This window comes from Pseudomonas fluorescens (assembly GCF_001623525.1).
GTDB classification, from domain to species: Bacteria; Pseudomonadota; Gammaproteobacteria; order Pseudomonadales; family Pseudomonadaceae; genus Aquipseudomonas; species Aquipseudomonas fluorescens_Q.
In genome coordinates, this window is the sequence record NZ_CP015225.1 from 61,642 (window position 1) to 75,593 (window position 13,952).

General features: G+C 62.7%; 11 protein-coding genes and 1 pseudogene. 9 read left to right on the plus strand and 3 right to left on the minus strand.

The window, feature by feature from the left end; all coding sequences use genetic code 11:
- Positions 1–58 precede the first annotated feature (58 nt).
- From TK06_RS00115 to TK06_RS00150, 8 genes are all read left to right on the plus strand, one after another.
- Entirely contained in the window at positions 59–493 is a 435-nt protein-coding gene (locus TK06_RS00115; protein ID WP_063320280.1) for a response regulator, read from the plus strand.
- Positions 494–568: 75 nt separating this feature from the next.
- Positions 569–1,222 (plus strand): response regulator transcription factor, encoded by a 654-nt coding sequence (locus tag TK06_RS00120; RefSeq protein ID WP_170845957.1) that lies wholly within the window; start codon positions 569–571, stop codon positions 1,220–1,222.
- A gap of 153 nt (positions 1,223–1,375) precedes the next feature.
- On the plus strand, positions 1,376–2,242 hold the full coding sequence (locus tag TK06_RS00125; protein WP_063320281.1) for a pirin family protein: 867 nt from the start codon (positions 1,376–1,378) through the stop codon (positions 2,240–2,242).
- A gap of 108 nt (positions 2,243–2,350) precedes the next feature.
- Complete coding sequence (locus TK06_RS00130; protein ID WP_063320282.1) at positions 2,351–3,793, plus strand: mechanosensitive ion channel family protein; 1,443 nt, start codon at positions 2,351–2,353, stop codon at positions 3,791–3,793.
- Between the two features lie 306 nt (positions 3,794–4,099).
- Complete coding sequence (locus tag TK06_RS00135; RefSeq protein ID WP_063320283.1) at positions 4,100–4,540, plus strand: carboxymuconolactone decarboxylase family protein; 441 nt, start codon at positions 4,100–4,102, stop codon at positions 4,538–4,540.
- A 223-nt stretch (positions 4,541–4,763) separates the two neighbouring features.
- Positions 4,764–5,264, plus strand: coding sequence for a sigma-70 family RNA polymerase sigma factor (locus TK06_RS00140; protein ID WP_063320284.1), 501 nt, complete (start codon positions 4,764–4,766; stop codon positions 5,262–5,264).
- 37 nt (positions 5,265–5,301) lie between these two features.
- Positions 5,302–6,285: a FecR family protein gene (locus TK06_RS00145; RefSeq protein WP_063320285.1), complete on the plus strand. Its 984-nt coding sequence runs from the start codon at positions 5,302–5,304 to the stop codon at positions 6,283–6,285.
- Positions 6,286–6,382: 97 nt separating this feature from the next.
- Positions 6,383–8,821 carry a TonB-dependent siderophore receptor gene (locus TK06_RS00150; protein WP_063320286.1) on the plus strand — a complete coding sequence of 813 codons (2,439 nt, stop codon included), beginning with the start codon at positions 6,383–6,385 and terminating at the stop codon, positions 8,819–8,821.
- Between the two features lie 204 nt (positions 8,822–9,025).
- Here TK06_RS00150 and TK06_RS00155 read toward each other — a convergent pair whose 3' ends face one another.
- A complete protein-coding gene (locus TK06_RS00155) occupies positions 9,026–10,177 on the minus strand; it encodes an MFS transporter (RefSeq protein ID WP_063320287.1) in 1,152 nt (383 codons plus the stop codon).
- A gap of 179 nt (positions 10,178–10,356) precedes the next feature.
- Between TK06_RS00155 and TK06_RS00160 the strand changes: the two are divergent.
- Positions 10,357–11,348: pseudogene (locus TK06_RS00160) on the plus strand (diaminopimelate epimerase).
- A gap of 66 nt (positions 11,349–11,414) precedes the next feature.
- Here TK06_RS00160 and codA read toward each other — a convergent pair.
- Complete coding sequence (gene codA / locus TK06_RS00165; RefSeq protein WP_063320288.1) at positions 11,415–12,662, minus strand: cytosine deaminase; 1,248 nt, start codon at positions 12,660–12,662, stop codon at positions 11,415–11,417.
- 12 nt (positions 12,663–12,674) lie between these two features.
- Complete coding sequence (gene codB, locus TK06_RS00170; protein ID WP_063320289.1) at positions 12,675–13,946, minus strand: cytosine permease; 1,272 nt, start codon at positions 13,944–13,946, stop codon at positions 12,675–12,677.
- Between the last annotated feature and the right edge of the window lie 6 nt (positions 13,947–13,952).

Genomic DNA, 13,952 nt, shown 5'->3' on the forward strand with positions numbered 1-13,952 from the left:
CGGCCTTTAATGTTCTGAGCCGGTTTCTACCTGGCGCGTTGCTATTGGAAAGCTTGCCATGCCGAACAAAGCACTCCGTATCCTGATTGCCGACCCACACCATGCTCATCGAATCGTGCTGGAGCGCCTGTTCAATCAACAGGGCTATTTCCGGATTGTCCCCGTCAGCCATGTGCAAGAGTTGCTGACGCTGGTGGAGTACGGCAGCGAGCCCTTCGACCTGATCGTCGTCAATGCCGGGCTGACCAGCGGGGCGTTGGACTTGCACGATTTTGTTATCTATAACCCACAGGTTCGTCACGGGATGATTTACAACGCGCAACCGGCCAGCCTGTCGCCGGTGCCGGTCGCGCGCCGATCGAGCATGCACCTGAGCCAGGCGCCACTGCCTGACCTTGTCTCCCTGCGGCGCCTGATGGAGCAGGTCGACCCTCAAGTCCGTGAGTCGCTGCAACCGTGGACGCACGCCCTCAGGCAGGGCCATGGACGCTGAGAAAGACCGTTGGTCTGCACTGTCGGATCTGACAGGTGGCTGGGCCTGGCGCTTGTGCAAGAGTCCGGTGCAGTCATGGCGCCGGTGCCGTTTGTAATGACCTGGGGAATTGCCTTGAAAGACGTGTTGATCGTGGATGACCACCCTGTCATACGAGGGGCGCTGCGGCTTATTTGCCAGAATGAGGCGTTCACCCACATCCGAGACGCCAGCGGCGTGGCCGATGCCAGGGCCCTCATCAAGGAGTGCGTGCCAGACCTGGTGATCCTCGACCTGGTGATGAACGGTTTCGATGGCCTGGACCTGCTGGTCTGGATCATGGCCCAATTCCCTGAGTGCAGTGTGCTGGTGTTCACTTCCCAGGATGCGCAGCACTTCTGCAACCGCTGCATCTCGGCCGGGGCCCGGGGTTTTGTGACCAAGAAAAGCGACCTCAAGGAACTGACCAAGGCCATCCAGGCCTTGAAGTCCGGTTATGCCTATTTTCCGCAGATGTCCGTCAGGCTGGATTTTCAGCAGCGCAGCGAACAGCAGGCGCTGGAAAGCCTCTCCACCCGCGAGCTGTCCATCCTGCGCATGCTGGCCATGGGCATGCGCGGCAAGGACATCGCCGAAAGCCTGTTCCTGAGTCCAAAAACCGTCAGCACCTACAAGACTCGGCTGCTGGAAAAGCTTGGCCTGCAATCCTTGGTGGGGCTGTCGGAGTTTGCCAAGCGCAATCACCTTTGAATGACACCAGAACCTGTAGGAGCGAGCTCCTACAGGTTTTTCAGTCGTTCTCTAAATAGAACGCTAAAGCCGATTTTTGCAGTCTAGTGTTGCAAAGGTGTCGGTTCTAAGCTGTGTCCATTGAATCGCAGTAGCTGATTTTGGAGACACAGCATGAAAAACATCATCGGCCTCTACACCAGCCCACGGCCCCATTGGGTTGGCGATGGCTTCCAGGTTCGCACGCTGTTTTCCTACGACAACCTGGGCAAGCACGTCAGCCCGTTCCTGCTGCTGGACCACGCCGCCCCGACTGAATTCACGCCCACCACCGAGCGTCGTGGCGTCGGCCAGCACCCGCATCGCGGTTTCGAAACGGTGACCATCGTCTACCAGGGCGAACTGGAGCACCGAGACTCCACGGGCAGCGGCGGCAAGATCGGTCCCGGCGATGTGCAATGGATGACCGCCGCGTCCGGCATCATCCACGAAGAGTTTCACTCCGAAGCCTTCGCCCGGCAGGGCGGGTTCATGGAGATGGTCCAGTTGTGGGTCAACCTGCCTGCCAAGGACAAGATGGCCCCGGCCGGCTACCAGACACTGCTCAAAGGCGACATTCCGAACATTGCGCTGAAGGACGATGCCGGCAGCCTGCGGTTGATCGCCGGGCGCTTCGAGGGGCATCAAGGGCCCGCGAAGACTTTCACCCCCATCGACGTCTGGGACATTCGCTTGAAGGCCGGTAAAGACCTGGTCCTTGACCTGCATGAAGGCCACAACACCGCCCTGGTGGTGCTGCATGGCTCGGTCCAGGTCAATGGCCGCGAACGGGTCGAGGCCGGCCAGCTCGCGCTGTTCGACCGGGCTGGCGACCAATTGAGCCTGCAAGCCAATAACGATGCCGTTGTGCTGCTGCTCAGTGGCGAGCCGATCGACGAACCCATCGTTGGCCATGGCCCGTTCGTGATGAACAGCGAGCAGGAAATCCACCAGGCCTTCAACGATTTCCACTCGGGGCGTTTTGGCCGGATGGACGATTGAACGCGAAAACAACAGCCATGCCGCTCCCACATGGAGATCTGCGGGGATCTCTACAGCTTGGTCATTCTGTGCCAATCTTCGCCTCATTGATCTTTCTGGAGCCGTCCGATGCTGTCTCTGATCTCCGAGCACCCGCTGCTCTGTGCCCTGGCGCTGCTTGTGCTCGACATCCTGATATGGCGGCTGGTGAGTGCGGATCGGACCTACTGGAAAATCGGCGCGCGGCTGGTGATTTTTTCCTTGTTCAGCATGTTGCTGTTCAACGAGGGCCTCAACCCCATGGAGCCGGCGCAGTGGGTCGACGACGTGCCACGGCACCTGGCGGCCACCGGGTTGCAGATCGCCTGGTGGCTGCTCGCCGCGCGAACCCTGACGGTGATGATGGGCGCGGTGATGATGCAGCGGGTCGGTCACACCGGGCGCTTGTTGCAGGATTTGCTCGGCGCGGTGATTTTCCTGATCGCCGTCATCGCAGCGCTGGCCTATGTGCTGGACCTCCCAGTCAAGGGCGTGCTGGCAACGTCCGGGGCGATGGCGATCATTGTCGGCCTGGCGTTGCAGAGCACCCTCAGCGACGTGTTTTCCGGGATCGTGCTCAACACCACCAAGCCTTATCAGCTCGATGACTGGATTTCCATCGACGGCACCGAAGGCCGGGTCACTGACATCGACTGGCGGGCCACGCGGTTGCAGACCGCCCAGGGCAGCATGGCGGTGATCCCCAACTCACTCGCGGCCAAGGCCAAGGTCATCAACTTCAGTCGACCCAGCGACGTCCATGGCTTGTCCATCAGTATCCAGGTCAGCCCTCACGCGCGGCCACAAACCGTGATCGACGCACTGGAGCGAGCGATGATCGGTTGTCGGACCTTGCTCGCCAACCCGGCACCCTGCGTGACGCTCAAAAGCAGCAGCAGTGACGGGGCGGAATACGAGATCAGCGGGTTCGTCGCCTCCAGGGCCCAGAAGCGCGAGGTGCGCAACCAGCTGTTCGACCTGGCGTTCCGGCATTTGCAGGCCTCGGGCGTGAGCCTGTTGTCCAACAGTGAAAGCGCCACCGCCAAGGATGCGTCGCGGCCTCGGGCGTTGCTGGAAAGCTCGAACATCTTCTCCACCTTGCGCCAGGACGAGAAAGACACCTTCAGCCAGAACATGACCCTGCAGACCTTCCGCGCCGGCGACATGATTTTGCCGGCGGGGGAGGTCAGCGATCATTTGTTCATCATTGAATCCGGTGTGGTCAGCGTGACCCTTGTGCGTAACGGCCAGCCATTCGAGGCCGGGCGCATGGGACCCGGAGAGGTGATCGGCGAAGCCGGGATCGTTTCCGAACAGGCCGCGCTGGCGAGCTTTTCGGCCAAGACCTTCTGCACCCTTTATCGCATCGAGAACAGCTACCTCAAACCTTGCCTCGACGCCCGTCACGACATCAACGACGCCATGAAAAACCTGCTGGACGTACGCATCCACCTCGCCCAGAACCTCACCCGCGAGCTGCCCAAGCCCGTGGCCAAGAAGCGCTTCCTGCAGTGGCTGCGCAGCCGGGCCTGAACCTGCCCCGAAAACACCCCCTGTGGCGAGGGAGCTTGCTCCCGCTGGGTGGCGCAGCCGCCCCAAAATGGCCTACACCGTTCCCCAGGCAGACCGCGTCAGTCGGGTGACGACTGCTTCGCAGCCGAGCGGGAGCAAGCTCCCTCGCCACAACAGCCCCTATGATTGAATACCCTTGCACAGGCCAATATCCGCTCCAACCTGGCGGCCTCCCATTGGCCACCCGAACTTCCCAACAATTGGCTATTTGTACCGCGCCACTGCACGGCTAACGTAGCGCTACACCCCATTGTTCTGGAGTTCACCATGCAACCGCGTATCGATTTCTACACCGCTTCCCCCGACGCCTTCAAAGCCATGCTGGCCCTGGAAAATGCCGTCTCGAAACTGGGCCTGGAAAAATCCCTGCTGGAGCTGGTCAAGCTGCGTTCCTCGCAAATCAACGGCTGCGCCTTCTGCATCGACATGCACACCGCCGACGCCCGCAAGGACGGCGAGACCGAACGTCGCCTCTACGCCGTGACCGCCTGGCGCGAAGCACCGTTCTTCACCGGCCGCGAGCGCGCCGCACTGGCCTGGACCGAAGCCCTGACCCGCCTGAGCGACACCCACGCGCCGGACGCCGACTATGCCCTGCTGAGCGAGCATTTCAGCCCCAAGGAAATGGTCGACCTGACCGTGGCGATCAACGCCATCAATGGCTGGAACCGCCTGGCGGTGGGGTTTCGCAAGATGCCTGAGGCGTAGTCAGAAAAAACTACCCGGGGCGCCTGTAGGAGCAAAGCTTGCTCGCGATAGCGGTGCAACAGTCCATACACATCGACTGACACACCGTCATCGCGAGCAAGCTTTGCTCCCACATAGATTTAATCCTCATCTTTAAAGCTTCGGACGACAGGCACCGTAATAGGTTTGCTTCATATGAATAGTAACCATTACTATTCACGCCCCGTTTCCACAGCGCGCCGCGATGACCCCCAAGCTGCCCCGCAGTCCCGGCTTTTTCGAGCATTACGAAGAGTTGATCGGCACCTGGACCCGTCGCCTGCGCAATCGCCAGCAGGCCGAGGACCTGGCCCATGACACCTTCGTGCGGGTGCTTGAGTCCGATTCGAGCGGGGTCGAGCAGCCACGGGCCTATTTACATCAGACGGCGCGCAACATTGCAGTGGATGGCTATCGGCGCGAAGATCGACGGGGGGCCATGGAGGAGGCGGCCGTCGACCATAGCCAGTCGCTGTCGGGCGACCCGGAGCACTACATGCACGCGATCCAGCTGGCAGACTCCATCGAGCGGGCGCTTGCCGAACTGCCGGCCAACTGCCGCACGGTGTTCGTCTGGCAGAAGATCGAAGGCCTGACCCAGGCGGAAATCGCCGAGCGTTTGGGCCTGTCCAAAAACATGGTGGAAAAATATATGATCCGCACCCTGCGGCATCTGCGCGATCGCCTGGACGGGCCTGGCCAATGATCCGTCGTCCTCTTCCACCTGAGCCACAGGACCTTCCATGATGGATAGCCGTGAATGCCCGTGCGGGCAGGACAGGGTTCGCGACGCGGCGGCGCAATGGTTCGTGCGCCTGCAAGCGCCCGCCATGAGTGTCGAGGAGCGCCAGCGTTTCGAAGCCTGGCTGGACGAACATGCCAACCACCGTGACGAAATTCAATTGCTCCAGGGTATCTGGAGCGCCACGGACCTGCTGCCCAAGGAACGCCTGCGAGCGCTGTGCGAACCTCCCGCCGAACGCCCCAAGCGTCGGCCGCTGCTGCGCTATGCCGTCGCCGCCGGACTGTTCGCGGTGGCGCTGGGGTTGGGGCTGTTCAGCGGTTTGAGTTCTTCCACCGACTACAGCGGCGAATACACCACCGCCCTTGGCGAGCGTCGGCACATCGCCTTGCCGGACGGCTCGATGATCGACCTCAACAGCCGCAGCCGGGTGCGTATTCAATTTGCACATCATCAACGTCGGGTGGAACTGGTCGAAGGCGAGGCCTTGTTTTCGGTCGAGCATGATGCCGGCCGACCCTTCACCGTCGATGCGGGTAACGGCCAGGTGACGGTGACCGGGACGCGCTTCGATGTGCGCCGCGATGCCGACAAGACCCGGGTGGCGGTGGCGCAGGGCAGCGTCAAGGTCCAGGGACGCGCCGCGCCCCCGGCTCAGTTGGCCATACTGACAGCGGGTCTCGGCACCCAGATCGATGCCCAGGGCAAAGTCGCCACACCTTACGCGGTCAACGCCGAGGCGCTTACTGCCTGGCGCAACGGCAAACTGGTGTTCAACAACGCGCCGCTCAAGGAAGTGGCCGAAGAGGTTTCCCGTTATCGCACTCACCCCCTGCGGGTCGGCAGCGCGGCGGTGGGCGACCTGCGCCTGACCAGCGTGTTCCGCGCCGACGATCCCGAGGCACTGCTCAAGGCGCTGCCGAATATTCTGCCGGTGGCCGTGCGCAGCCTGGATGACGGCAGCCAGGAAATAATTGCGCGATAAATTCAGGTTTTTTTCGAGTTCTTCGTCTTCTTGTCCAACTGCAACTGGTTTGCATTAACAGACGCGTATTCTTGCGATCAACAGGACAAGGTTCGACGTGAAAACAACCGCCAAAAACAACAACCGTACCCACGTACGCTGGCTGCCCCTGGCCCTGACCCTGGCGGTCAGCGCCGCTGTGCCCCAGGCGTACGCCGATCAGGCTACCACCGCCATTCACATCCAGGCGCAGCCGTTGGGGCAAGCCTTGAGCCAGCTCGGCCAGCAAACCGCGTTGCAGGTGTTCTTCAGCCCCGAACTGGTGGCCGGTAAACAAGCGCCGGCCGTGGACGGCACCCTGTCCCCGGAAGCGGCCTTGCACCAACTGCTGCAGGGCAGTGGCCTGCAATACCAGATTGATGAGGGTTCGGCGACCGTATTGCCGGCGCCTTCGGCCTCCAGCGCCGGCCCGCTGGAGCTTGGCGCTACTGAAATCCAGGTGGTCGGTGACTGGCTCGGCGATGCCAACGCCGAGGTGGTGCAGAACCACCCCGGTGCGCGGACGGTGATCCGCCGCGAAGCGATGGTGGAGCAGGGCGCGATGAACGTCGGCGATGTGCTGCGGCGCGTGCCAGGGGTGCAGGTGCAGGACGCCAACGGCACGGGTGGCAGCGACATTTCCCTGAACGTCGGCGTGCGCGGCCTCACCTCACGTTTGTCGCCACGCTCCACGGTGTTGATCGACGGCGTTCCGGCAGCGTTCGCGCCCTACGGCCAGCCGCAACTGTCCATGGCCCCGATTTCCTCGGGCAACCTGGACAGCATCGACGTGGTGCGCGGTGCCGGTTCCGTGCGCTACGGGCCACAGAACGTCGGCGGGGTGATCAACTTCGTGACCCGGGCGATCCCGGAAAAAGCCACCGGTGAAATCGGCAGCACCCTGGAAACCTCCCAGCGCGGCGGTTGGAAGCACATCGACACGGCGTTCCTCGGCGGCACGGCGGACAATGGCCTGGGCGTGGCGCTGTTGTATTCCGGCGTCAACGGCAACGGTTATCGCCGGAGCAACAACGACAACGACATCGACGACGTCATCCTCAAGACCCATTGGGCACCCACCGAGGTGGACGATTTCTCGCTGAACTTCCATTACTACGACGCCAAGGCCGACATGCCCGGTGGCCTGACCCAGGCCCAGTACGACGCGGACCCGTACCAGTCCGACCGCGACTGGGACAACTTCAGCGGCCGGCGCAAGGACGTGTCGTTCAAATGGTTGCGCCAGATCGACGACCGCACCCAGGCCGAAGTGCTGACCTATTACTCCGACAGCTACCGTGGCAGCACCATCGCTTCCCGGGACCAGCGCAACCTGGTGTCCTACCCGCGCACCTATTACACCTTCGGCATCGAGCCCCGGGTGTCCCACGTGTTCGACCTGGGCCCCACCACCCAAGAGGCCAGCGTGGGTTATCGCTACCTCAAGGAAGGCATGCACGAAGAGGCCAGTCGCCTGGCGTTGCGTGATAACGAACCAGTGGTGCGTCCGGGGGCCGACGGTCACGTCTACCAGGACCGTACCGGTGGCACTGAAGCCCACGCGGTGTATATCGATGACAAGATCGATGTCGGCAAGTGGACCATCACCCCGGGCATCCGCTTCGAAAGCATCAGTACCGAATGGCACGACCGTCCGGTGCTCGACACCGCCGGTCGCCCGGTGCAGGAAAAACGCCGCAGCATCGACAGCAACGAACCGTTGCCGGCCCTGAGCGTGATGTATCACCTGTCCGATGCCTGGAAGCTGTTCGCCAACTACGAGACCTCGTTCGGCAGCCTGCAGTATTTCCAGCTCGGCCAGGGTGGTGACGGCAACAACACCGCCAATGGCCTGAGCCCGGAAAAGGCCAAGACCTACGAGATCGGCACGCGCTACAACGATGACGTGTGGGGCGGGGAAGTGACGCTGTTCTACATCGACTTCGACGACGAATTGCAGTACATCAGCAACGACGTGGGCTGGACCAACATGGGCGCGACCAAGCACCAGGGGCTGGAGGCTTCGGTGCATTACGACATGGCCGCGCTCGACCCACGTCTTGAAGGCCTCACCGCCAATGCCGGTTTCACCTACACCCGTGCGACCTATGAAGGCGAGATCCCGAGCTTCAAGGGACGTGACCTGCCGTTCTATTCCCGGCAGGTGGCGAACCTGGGCCTGCGCTACGACGTCAATCGCTGGACCTACAACCTCGACGCCTTTGCCCAGTCCAAGCAGCGCTCACCGGGCAACAGTGTGAACGCCGATGGCAGCTTCAGCGGCGACTACATCACCGATGGCAGCGCCGATGGGCAGTACGGCGACATGCCGGGCTACGTGCTCTGGAACGTGCGCGCCGGTTATGACTTTGGCGCGCAGCTGTCGAACCTGAAAGTCGGCGCCGGGGTGAAGAACCTGTTCGACCATCAGTACTACACCCGCTCCAGCGACAACAACTCGGGCATGTACGTGGGCGCACCGCGTACGTTCTTTGTGCAGGCGAGTGTGGGGTTTTGATCGAGGACCAGGCCCTGTAGCTTGGAACACAATGCTAGGGGCTGAAATACAATCCAGTGGCGAGGGAGCTTGCTCCCGCTGGGTGGCGCAGCCGCCCCAAAATGGCCTGACGCCGTTTTCCAGGCAGACCGCATCGGCTGGTTTACGACTGCTGCGCAGCCGAGCGGGAGCAAGCTCCCTCGCCACAGAGAGCGGTGTGAGGCCTCAGACTTTCAACACTTTCCCGCTAATCGCCACCGCCACCAGCGACAACGCAATCAACCCAAACGCAAAGCTCAAGCTGCTGCCATGGGCGACGAAACCAATCAGCGCCGGGCCGGCAAGGATGCCGGCATAGCCGATGGTGGTGATGGCCGGCACAGCGATGGCCTCTGGCATTAAGGTCTGTTTGCCGACGGCGGTGTACAGCACCGGCACGATGTTCGAACACCCGGCGCCCACCAACCCATAGCCCAGTAGCGCGGCTTGCCACATCGGTGCGAGGGTCGCCAACAGGAACCCGGCGGCCGCGATCGATCCGCCATAGATGATCACGCGTTTGGCTCCGAGGCGATGTACCACTGAATCGCCGGTCAGCCGGCCGACGGTCATGGTCAGCGCGAAGGCGGCATAACCCAGCCCGGCATAGGCGGTATCCACCGCGCGTTCGGTGGTCAGGAATACGGCGCTCCAGTCCAGCACCGCGCCTTCGGCCAGGAATACGATGAAACACAGGATGCCGATAAACAGCACCACGCCGTGGGGAATGGCGAACGCCGGTCCCGAGCTTTCACTGCCGTAGGGCAGCAGGTGCGGCGCAGCCTTGAACAACGCTACCAGTAGCACGCCATTGACCACCAGCGTCGCCCCCAGCGGCGAAAGCCCCAGGCCAAGCAGGGCACTGACACCCGCCGCGCCAATGATCCCGCCGAGACTGAACATGCCGTGGAAACCCGACATCATGGTCTTGCCACTGGCCCGTTCGACGATCACCGCTTGCAGGTTCACGGTCGAGTCCACGGTGCCGAGCCCGGCGCCAAACAGGAACAATGCGGCCACCAGCCAGGGCAGGGAAGTCATTGTCGCCAGCAACGGCAACGCCAGGCAGATCAGAATCGTACCGCCGCTGAGCACCCGCCGGCAGCCGAACCGCGTCGCCAGCGCACCGGAAATCGGCATCGCCAGGATCGACCCGACCCCCAGGCACAACAGCAGCAACCCGAGGGTGCCTTCATCCAGGTTCGCCCGCACCTTGGCGTAAGGCACCAGCGGCGCCCAGGCGGCGATGCCGATGCCGGCGATGAGATAGGCGATGCGGGTGGACATCTGTTCCAGGCGTCCGGGGATAAAGGTGGGCGGGGGCGTAATGGCAGTCATGAAACGTCCTTGGCTTACGTGCGATGCGGTGGTGCAGGCAGGAGCCTATGCTTGCATATCCACTGACCGCACCGCGACCCCAAGGTGCCGACGCGAATATCCGGTTGCCAGCAAGCTTTGCTCCCTGGCCTTTGCCGACATAAAGTAGCGGTCCTTGCTGGCTGATACCGGACAGATCCATGACGAAGTTTTATGACGCGCGCGGCAATATCTATGGCGTCATTTCCCCTCGGCAGGTTCGAGACCACGGCATCGCTCTGCCTCAGTCGGCTGCCCAGGCCGCGCAGACACGCGAGTCTTGGGCAACGGCTGCCGTGCACGCGTTCTGCGCCTGGGCGCCGGGCGAAGCTCCGCCGGATGCCAAGGCTCATCGCAGTGACGGTTTGCTGATCGGCCCGTTCCAGAACGAACCGCCCTTTGATCTGTTGATCGTCAATACCGACGGCACCCTGGCCGAGCGCAGTGGCAACGGCTTGACGATTTTCTCCCAGGCCTTGCAAGAGCAGGGCTTGATGGCAGGGACGGGTGATTGCTTGCTGCAGGTCCATCACGATAAACCCGACGGTTTGTCACCGCTGCAAACCTCGGTTCGCGCTGCTGAATTCGAAGGCGCCCAAGGCTTCTGGCTGGACCTGGGCAAACCGCTGTTCGGGCCCGGCGCCGTCGGTGCCCAGGACGTCGTGCGTGTGATGTTCAACCAGTGCGATGTCAGCCGTGTGGCGGCGCTTGAACGGTTGAACCCGGCGTGGGGCAACAGCCAGTTCGTGAACATTGGCAACCCGCATTGCGTGACGCTGGTGGACAGTGCCGAGGCGCTGCCGAGCAATCCGCAGATGCGTGCGCCGGCGCTGTGCCAGAGCCTGACCCGCATCGCCTATGCTCCGCCGGGTGGGGCTGGAATGCCGTGCCCTATGGGGGTGAACCTGCAATGGGCCTGGCTCGAAGCCGAAGGGCGAATCGCCGCCCGGGTGTTCGAGCGGGGCGAAGGTCCCACCGCATCCTCGGGCACCAGCGCCAGCGCCGTGGCCTGCGCGGCGTGGCGGGCGGGGTGGGTGCAGGCGGGGCCGGTGAGTGTGATGATGCCAGGGGGACTGCGCCGATTTTGCTGGAAGAAGAGGCGGGTGAGTGGGTGCGGGTCAGGTTGTTTGGGACGGCGCGGTCTGTGCCCTAGAGCTTTCTGAAAGTTTGTGGCGTGGCCGATGCCGCTATCGCGAGCACGCCCGCTCCCGCAGGGAAATCAGCCTGGCTGCTGCGCAAACTCCACCACCGGCATCTGCCGCTTCATCAGCACTTCACCGTTGCGAATCGAATAGAGCGGCAAGCCCTGGCTGCGGATCACTTCGTAGTCACTGTCCGCCGACAGGATCAGCAGGTTAGCCGGACGCCCGGGTTCCAGGCCATAGCGCTCGCCCAGGGCCATGGCCTTGGCGCTGTTGTCGGTGACCAGGTCGAGGGCGCTTTGCAGGTTGCGGTAGCCGAGCATGTGGCAGATGTGCAGGCCGGCTTCGAGGACTCGCAAGATATTGCCGTTGCCCAGCGGGTACCACGGGTCGACGATGGAGTCCTGGCCGAAGCACACATTCATCCCGGCCTCGAGCAGTTCATTGACCCGGGTGACACCGCGGCGTTTGGGGAAATTATCGAAGCGCCCTTGCAGGTGAATGCTTTCGGTCGGGCACGAGACAAAGCTGATGCCCGAGTGCCCGAGCAGGCGGAACAGCTTGGCGCAGTAGGCGTTGTCGTAGGAGCCCATGGCCGTGGTGTGGCTGGCGGTGACACGCGCGCCCATGTCGCGGCTACGGGCTTCCTCGGCGAGCACTTCGAGGAAGCGTGAGTGCGGGTCATCGGTTTCGTCGCAATGCACATCCACCAGGCAACCGGTGCGTTCGGCCAGGTCCATGAGGAATTTCACCGAGCTGACGCCCTGGTCGCGGGTGTACTCGAAGTGGGGAATGCCACCCACCACGTCGGCGCCCATGCGGATCGCTTCTTCCATGAGCTCGCGGCCGTTGCGATAGGACTCGATGCCTTCCTGGGGAAACGCGACGATCTGCATGTCGATCAGGTGACGACTTTCCTCGCGCACTTGCAGCAGGGCCTTGAGCGCCGTGAGCTCGGGGTCGGTCACGTCGACGTGGGTGCGCACATGCTGGATGCCATGGGCGGCGAGGGCCTGGATGGTTTTCCTGGCGCGGGTCTTGGTGTCTTCCTCGGTGATGGTGGCCTTGCGTTCGCCCCAGCACTCGATGCCTTCGAACAGCGTGCCGCTCATGTTCCAGCGCGGTTCACCGGCGGTGAGCGTGGCGTCCAGGTGGATGTGTGGTTCGACGAAGGGCGGGACCACCAGGTTGCCGCCGGCATCGAGGTCTTCCGGGCCGAGGCTGGGTGCCTCGGTCTGGCGGGCGATGTTGGCGATCAAGCCGTTTTCCAGGTGCAGTTCATGCAAGCCTTCACGGTTACGCAGACGGGCGTTGATGATGTGCATCAGGCGAATCCTTTAGAGGTTTTGTAGGGACGCATCAGCGGTGCGAGTACCCATTACGCTGATCAATAGCACATACGTTAGCGCGCCGGCAGCGATTCCTACCAGCGGCGCGACCCAGGGTGAATTGAACGCCGCGACGGTGCCAATCCCATAGGCCAACAGCCCGGGCCAGTTGAACGCCGGCAGTTGCGCCTCGGCCAGGCGCGGATAACGACCACGCCAGCGGAAGAAGAAATCGGCCATGATGACCCCGCCGATGGGTGGGATGACGGTGCCCAGCAGGATCAGGTAGGGCACCAGCAGATCGTACATGCCCAGCAGCGCCAGCAACGTGCCGATCACCGCGCCGCCGAGGGTTACGGTCTTGCGCCGACGGGTGCGCAGCAGGTTGCAACCGGCCACGGCGAAGTTGTAGATGGTGTTGTCCTGGGTGCTCCAGATGTTGAGCAGCAGCATCGCCATCGCCGCCATGGCGAAGCCCTGCAGCAGCAACACTTCGACCACGTCCGGTTGCTGATAGACGATGGCTCCGTAGGCGCCGATCAGCACCATCAGCCCATTGCCGAGGAAGAAGCCGATCAGACTCGCCAGCACCGCGACCTTCGCCGAGCGGGAGAACCGCGTCCAGTTGGTGGCCTGGGTCGCGCCGCTGACGAAGGTGCCGAACACCAACGTGATGGCGGTGGACCAGTCGAGGCTGCCCGTCGGCACCACCGCCAACAAGCCTTCGAAGCCGCCGACCTTCACCGTCGCGACCCACATCGACAGCATCAGCAGCAACATCATGGCCGGCACGGCGAGGTACGAGAGGATTTCCAACCCGCGATAACCGACATAGGCCGTGGCACAAAACCCCAGGCCGAACAGCACCATCAACCCGAGCACGGTGCTCTCGCTCAACTCGAAATACTTGCCCAGCACCACCGCGGCAGTCGCCGTGCCCCAGGCGTACCAGCCGATCTGGGTGAACCCCAGAATCAAGTCACTGAGCTTGCTGCCCACCTCGCCGAAACAGAAACGCCCCATCAACACCGAATTGAGCCCGCTCTTGAAGGCGATATAGCCCAGGCCGGCGGCGTAGAGGCCCAGCAGCAGATTGCCGATGACGATGACCGTGAGCATTTCGGCAAAACCGAACGCTACCCCCAGCTTGCCGCCGGCAAACATGGTGGCGGTGAAAAAGGTGAAACCCAGCAGCACCATGGCCGTGGAGGCCAGGCCCTTGCGAGCGTGCATCGGGACTTCGCTCAAGGGATAGTCATTGCCTGGATCGTTCTGAGTCATGTGGCG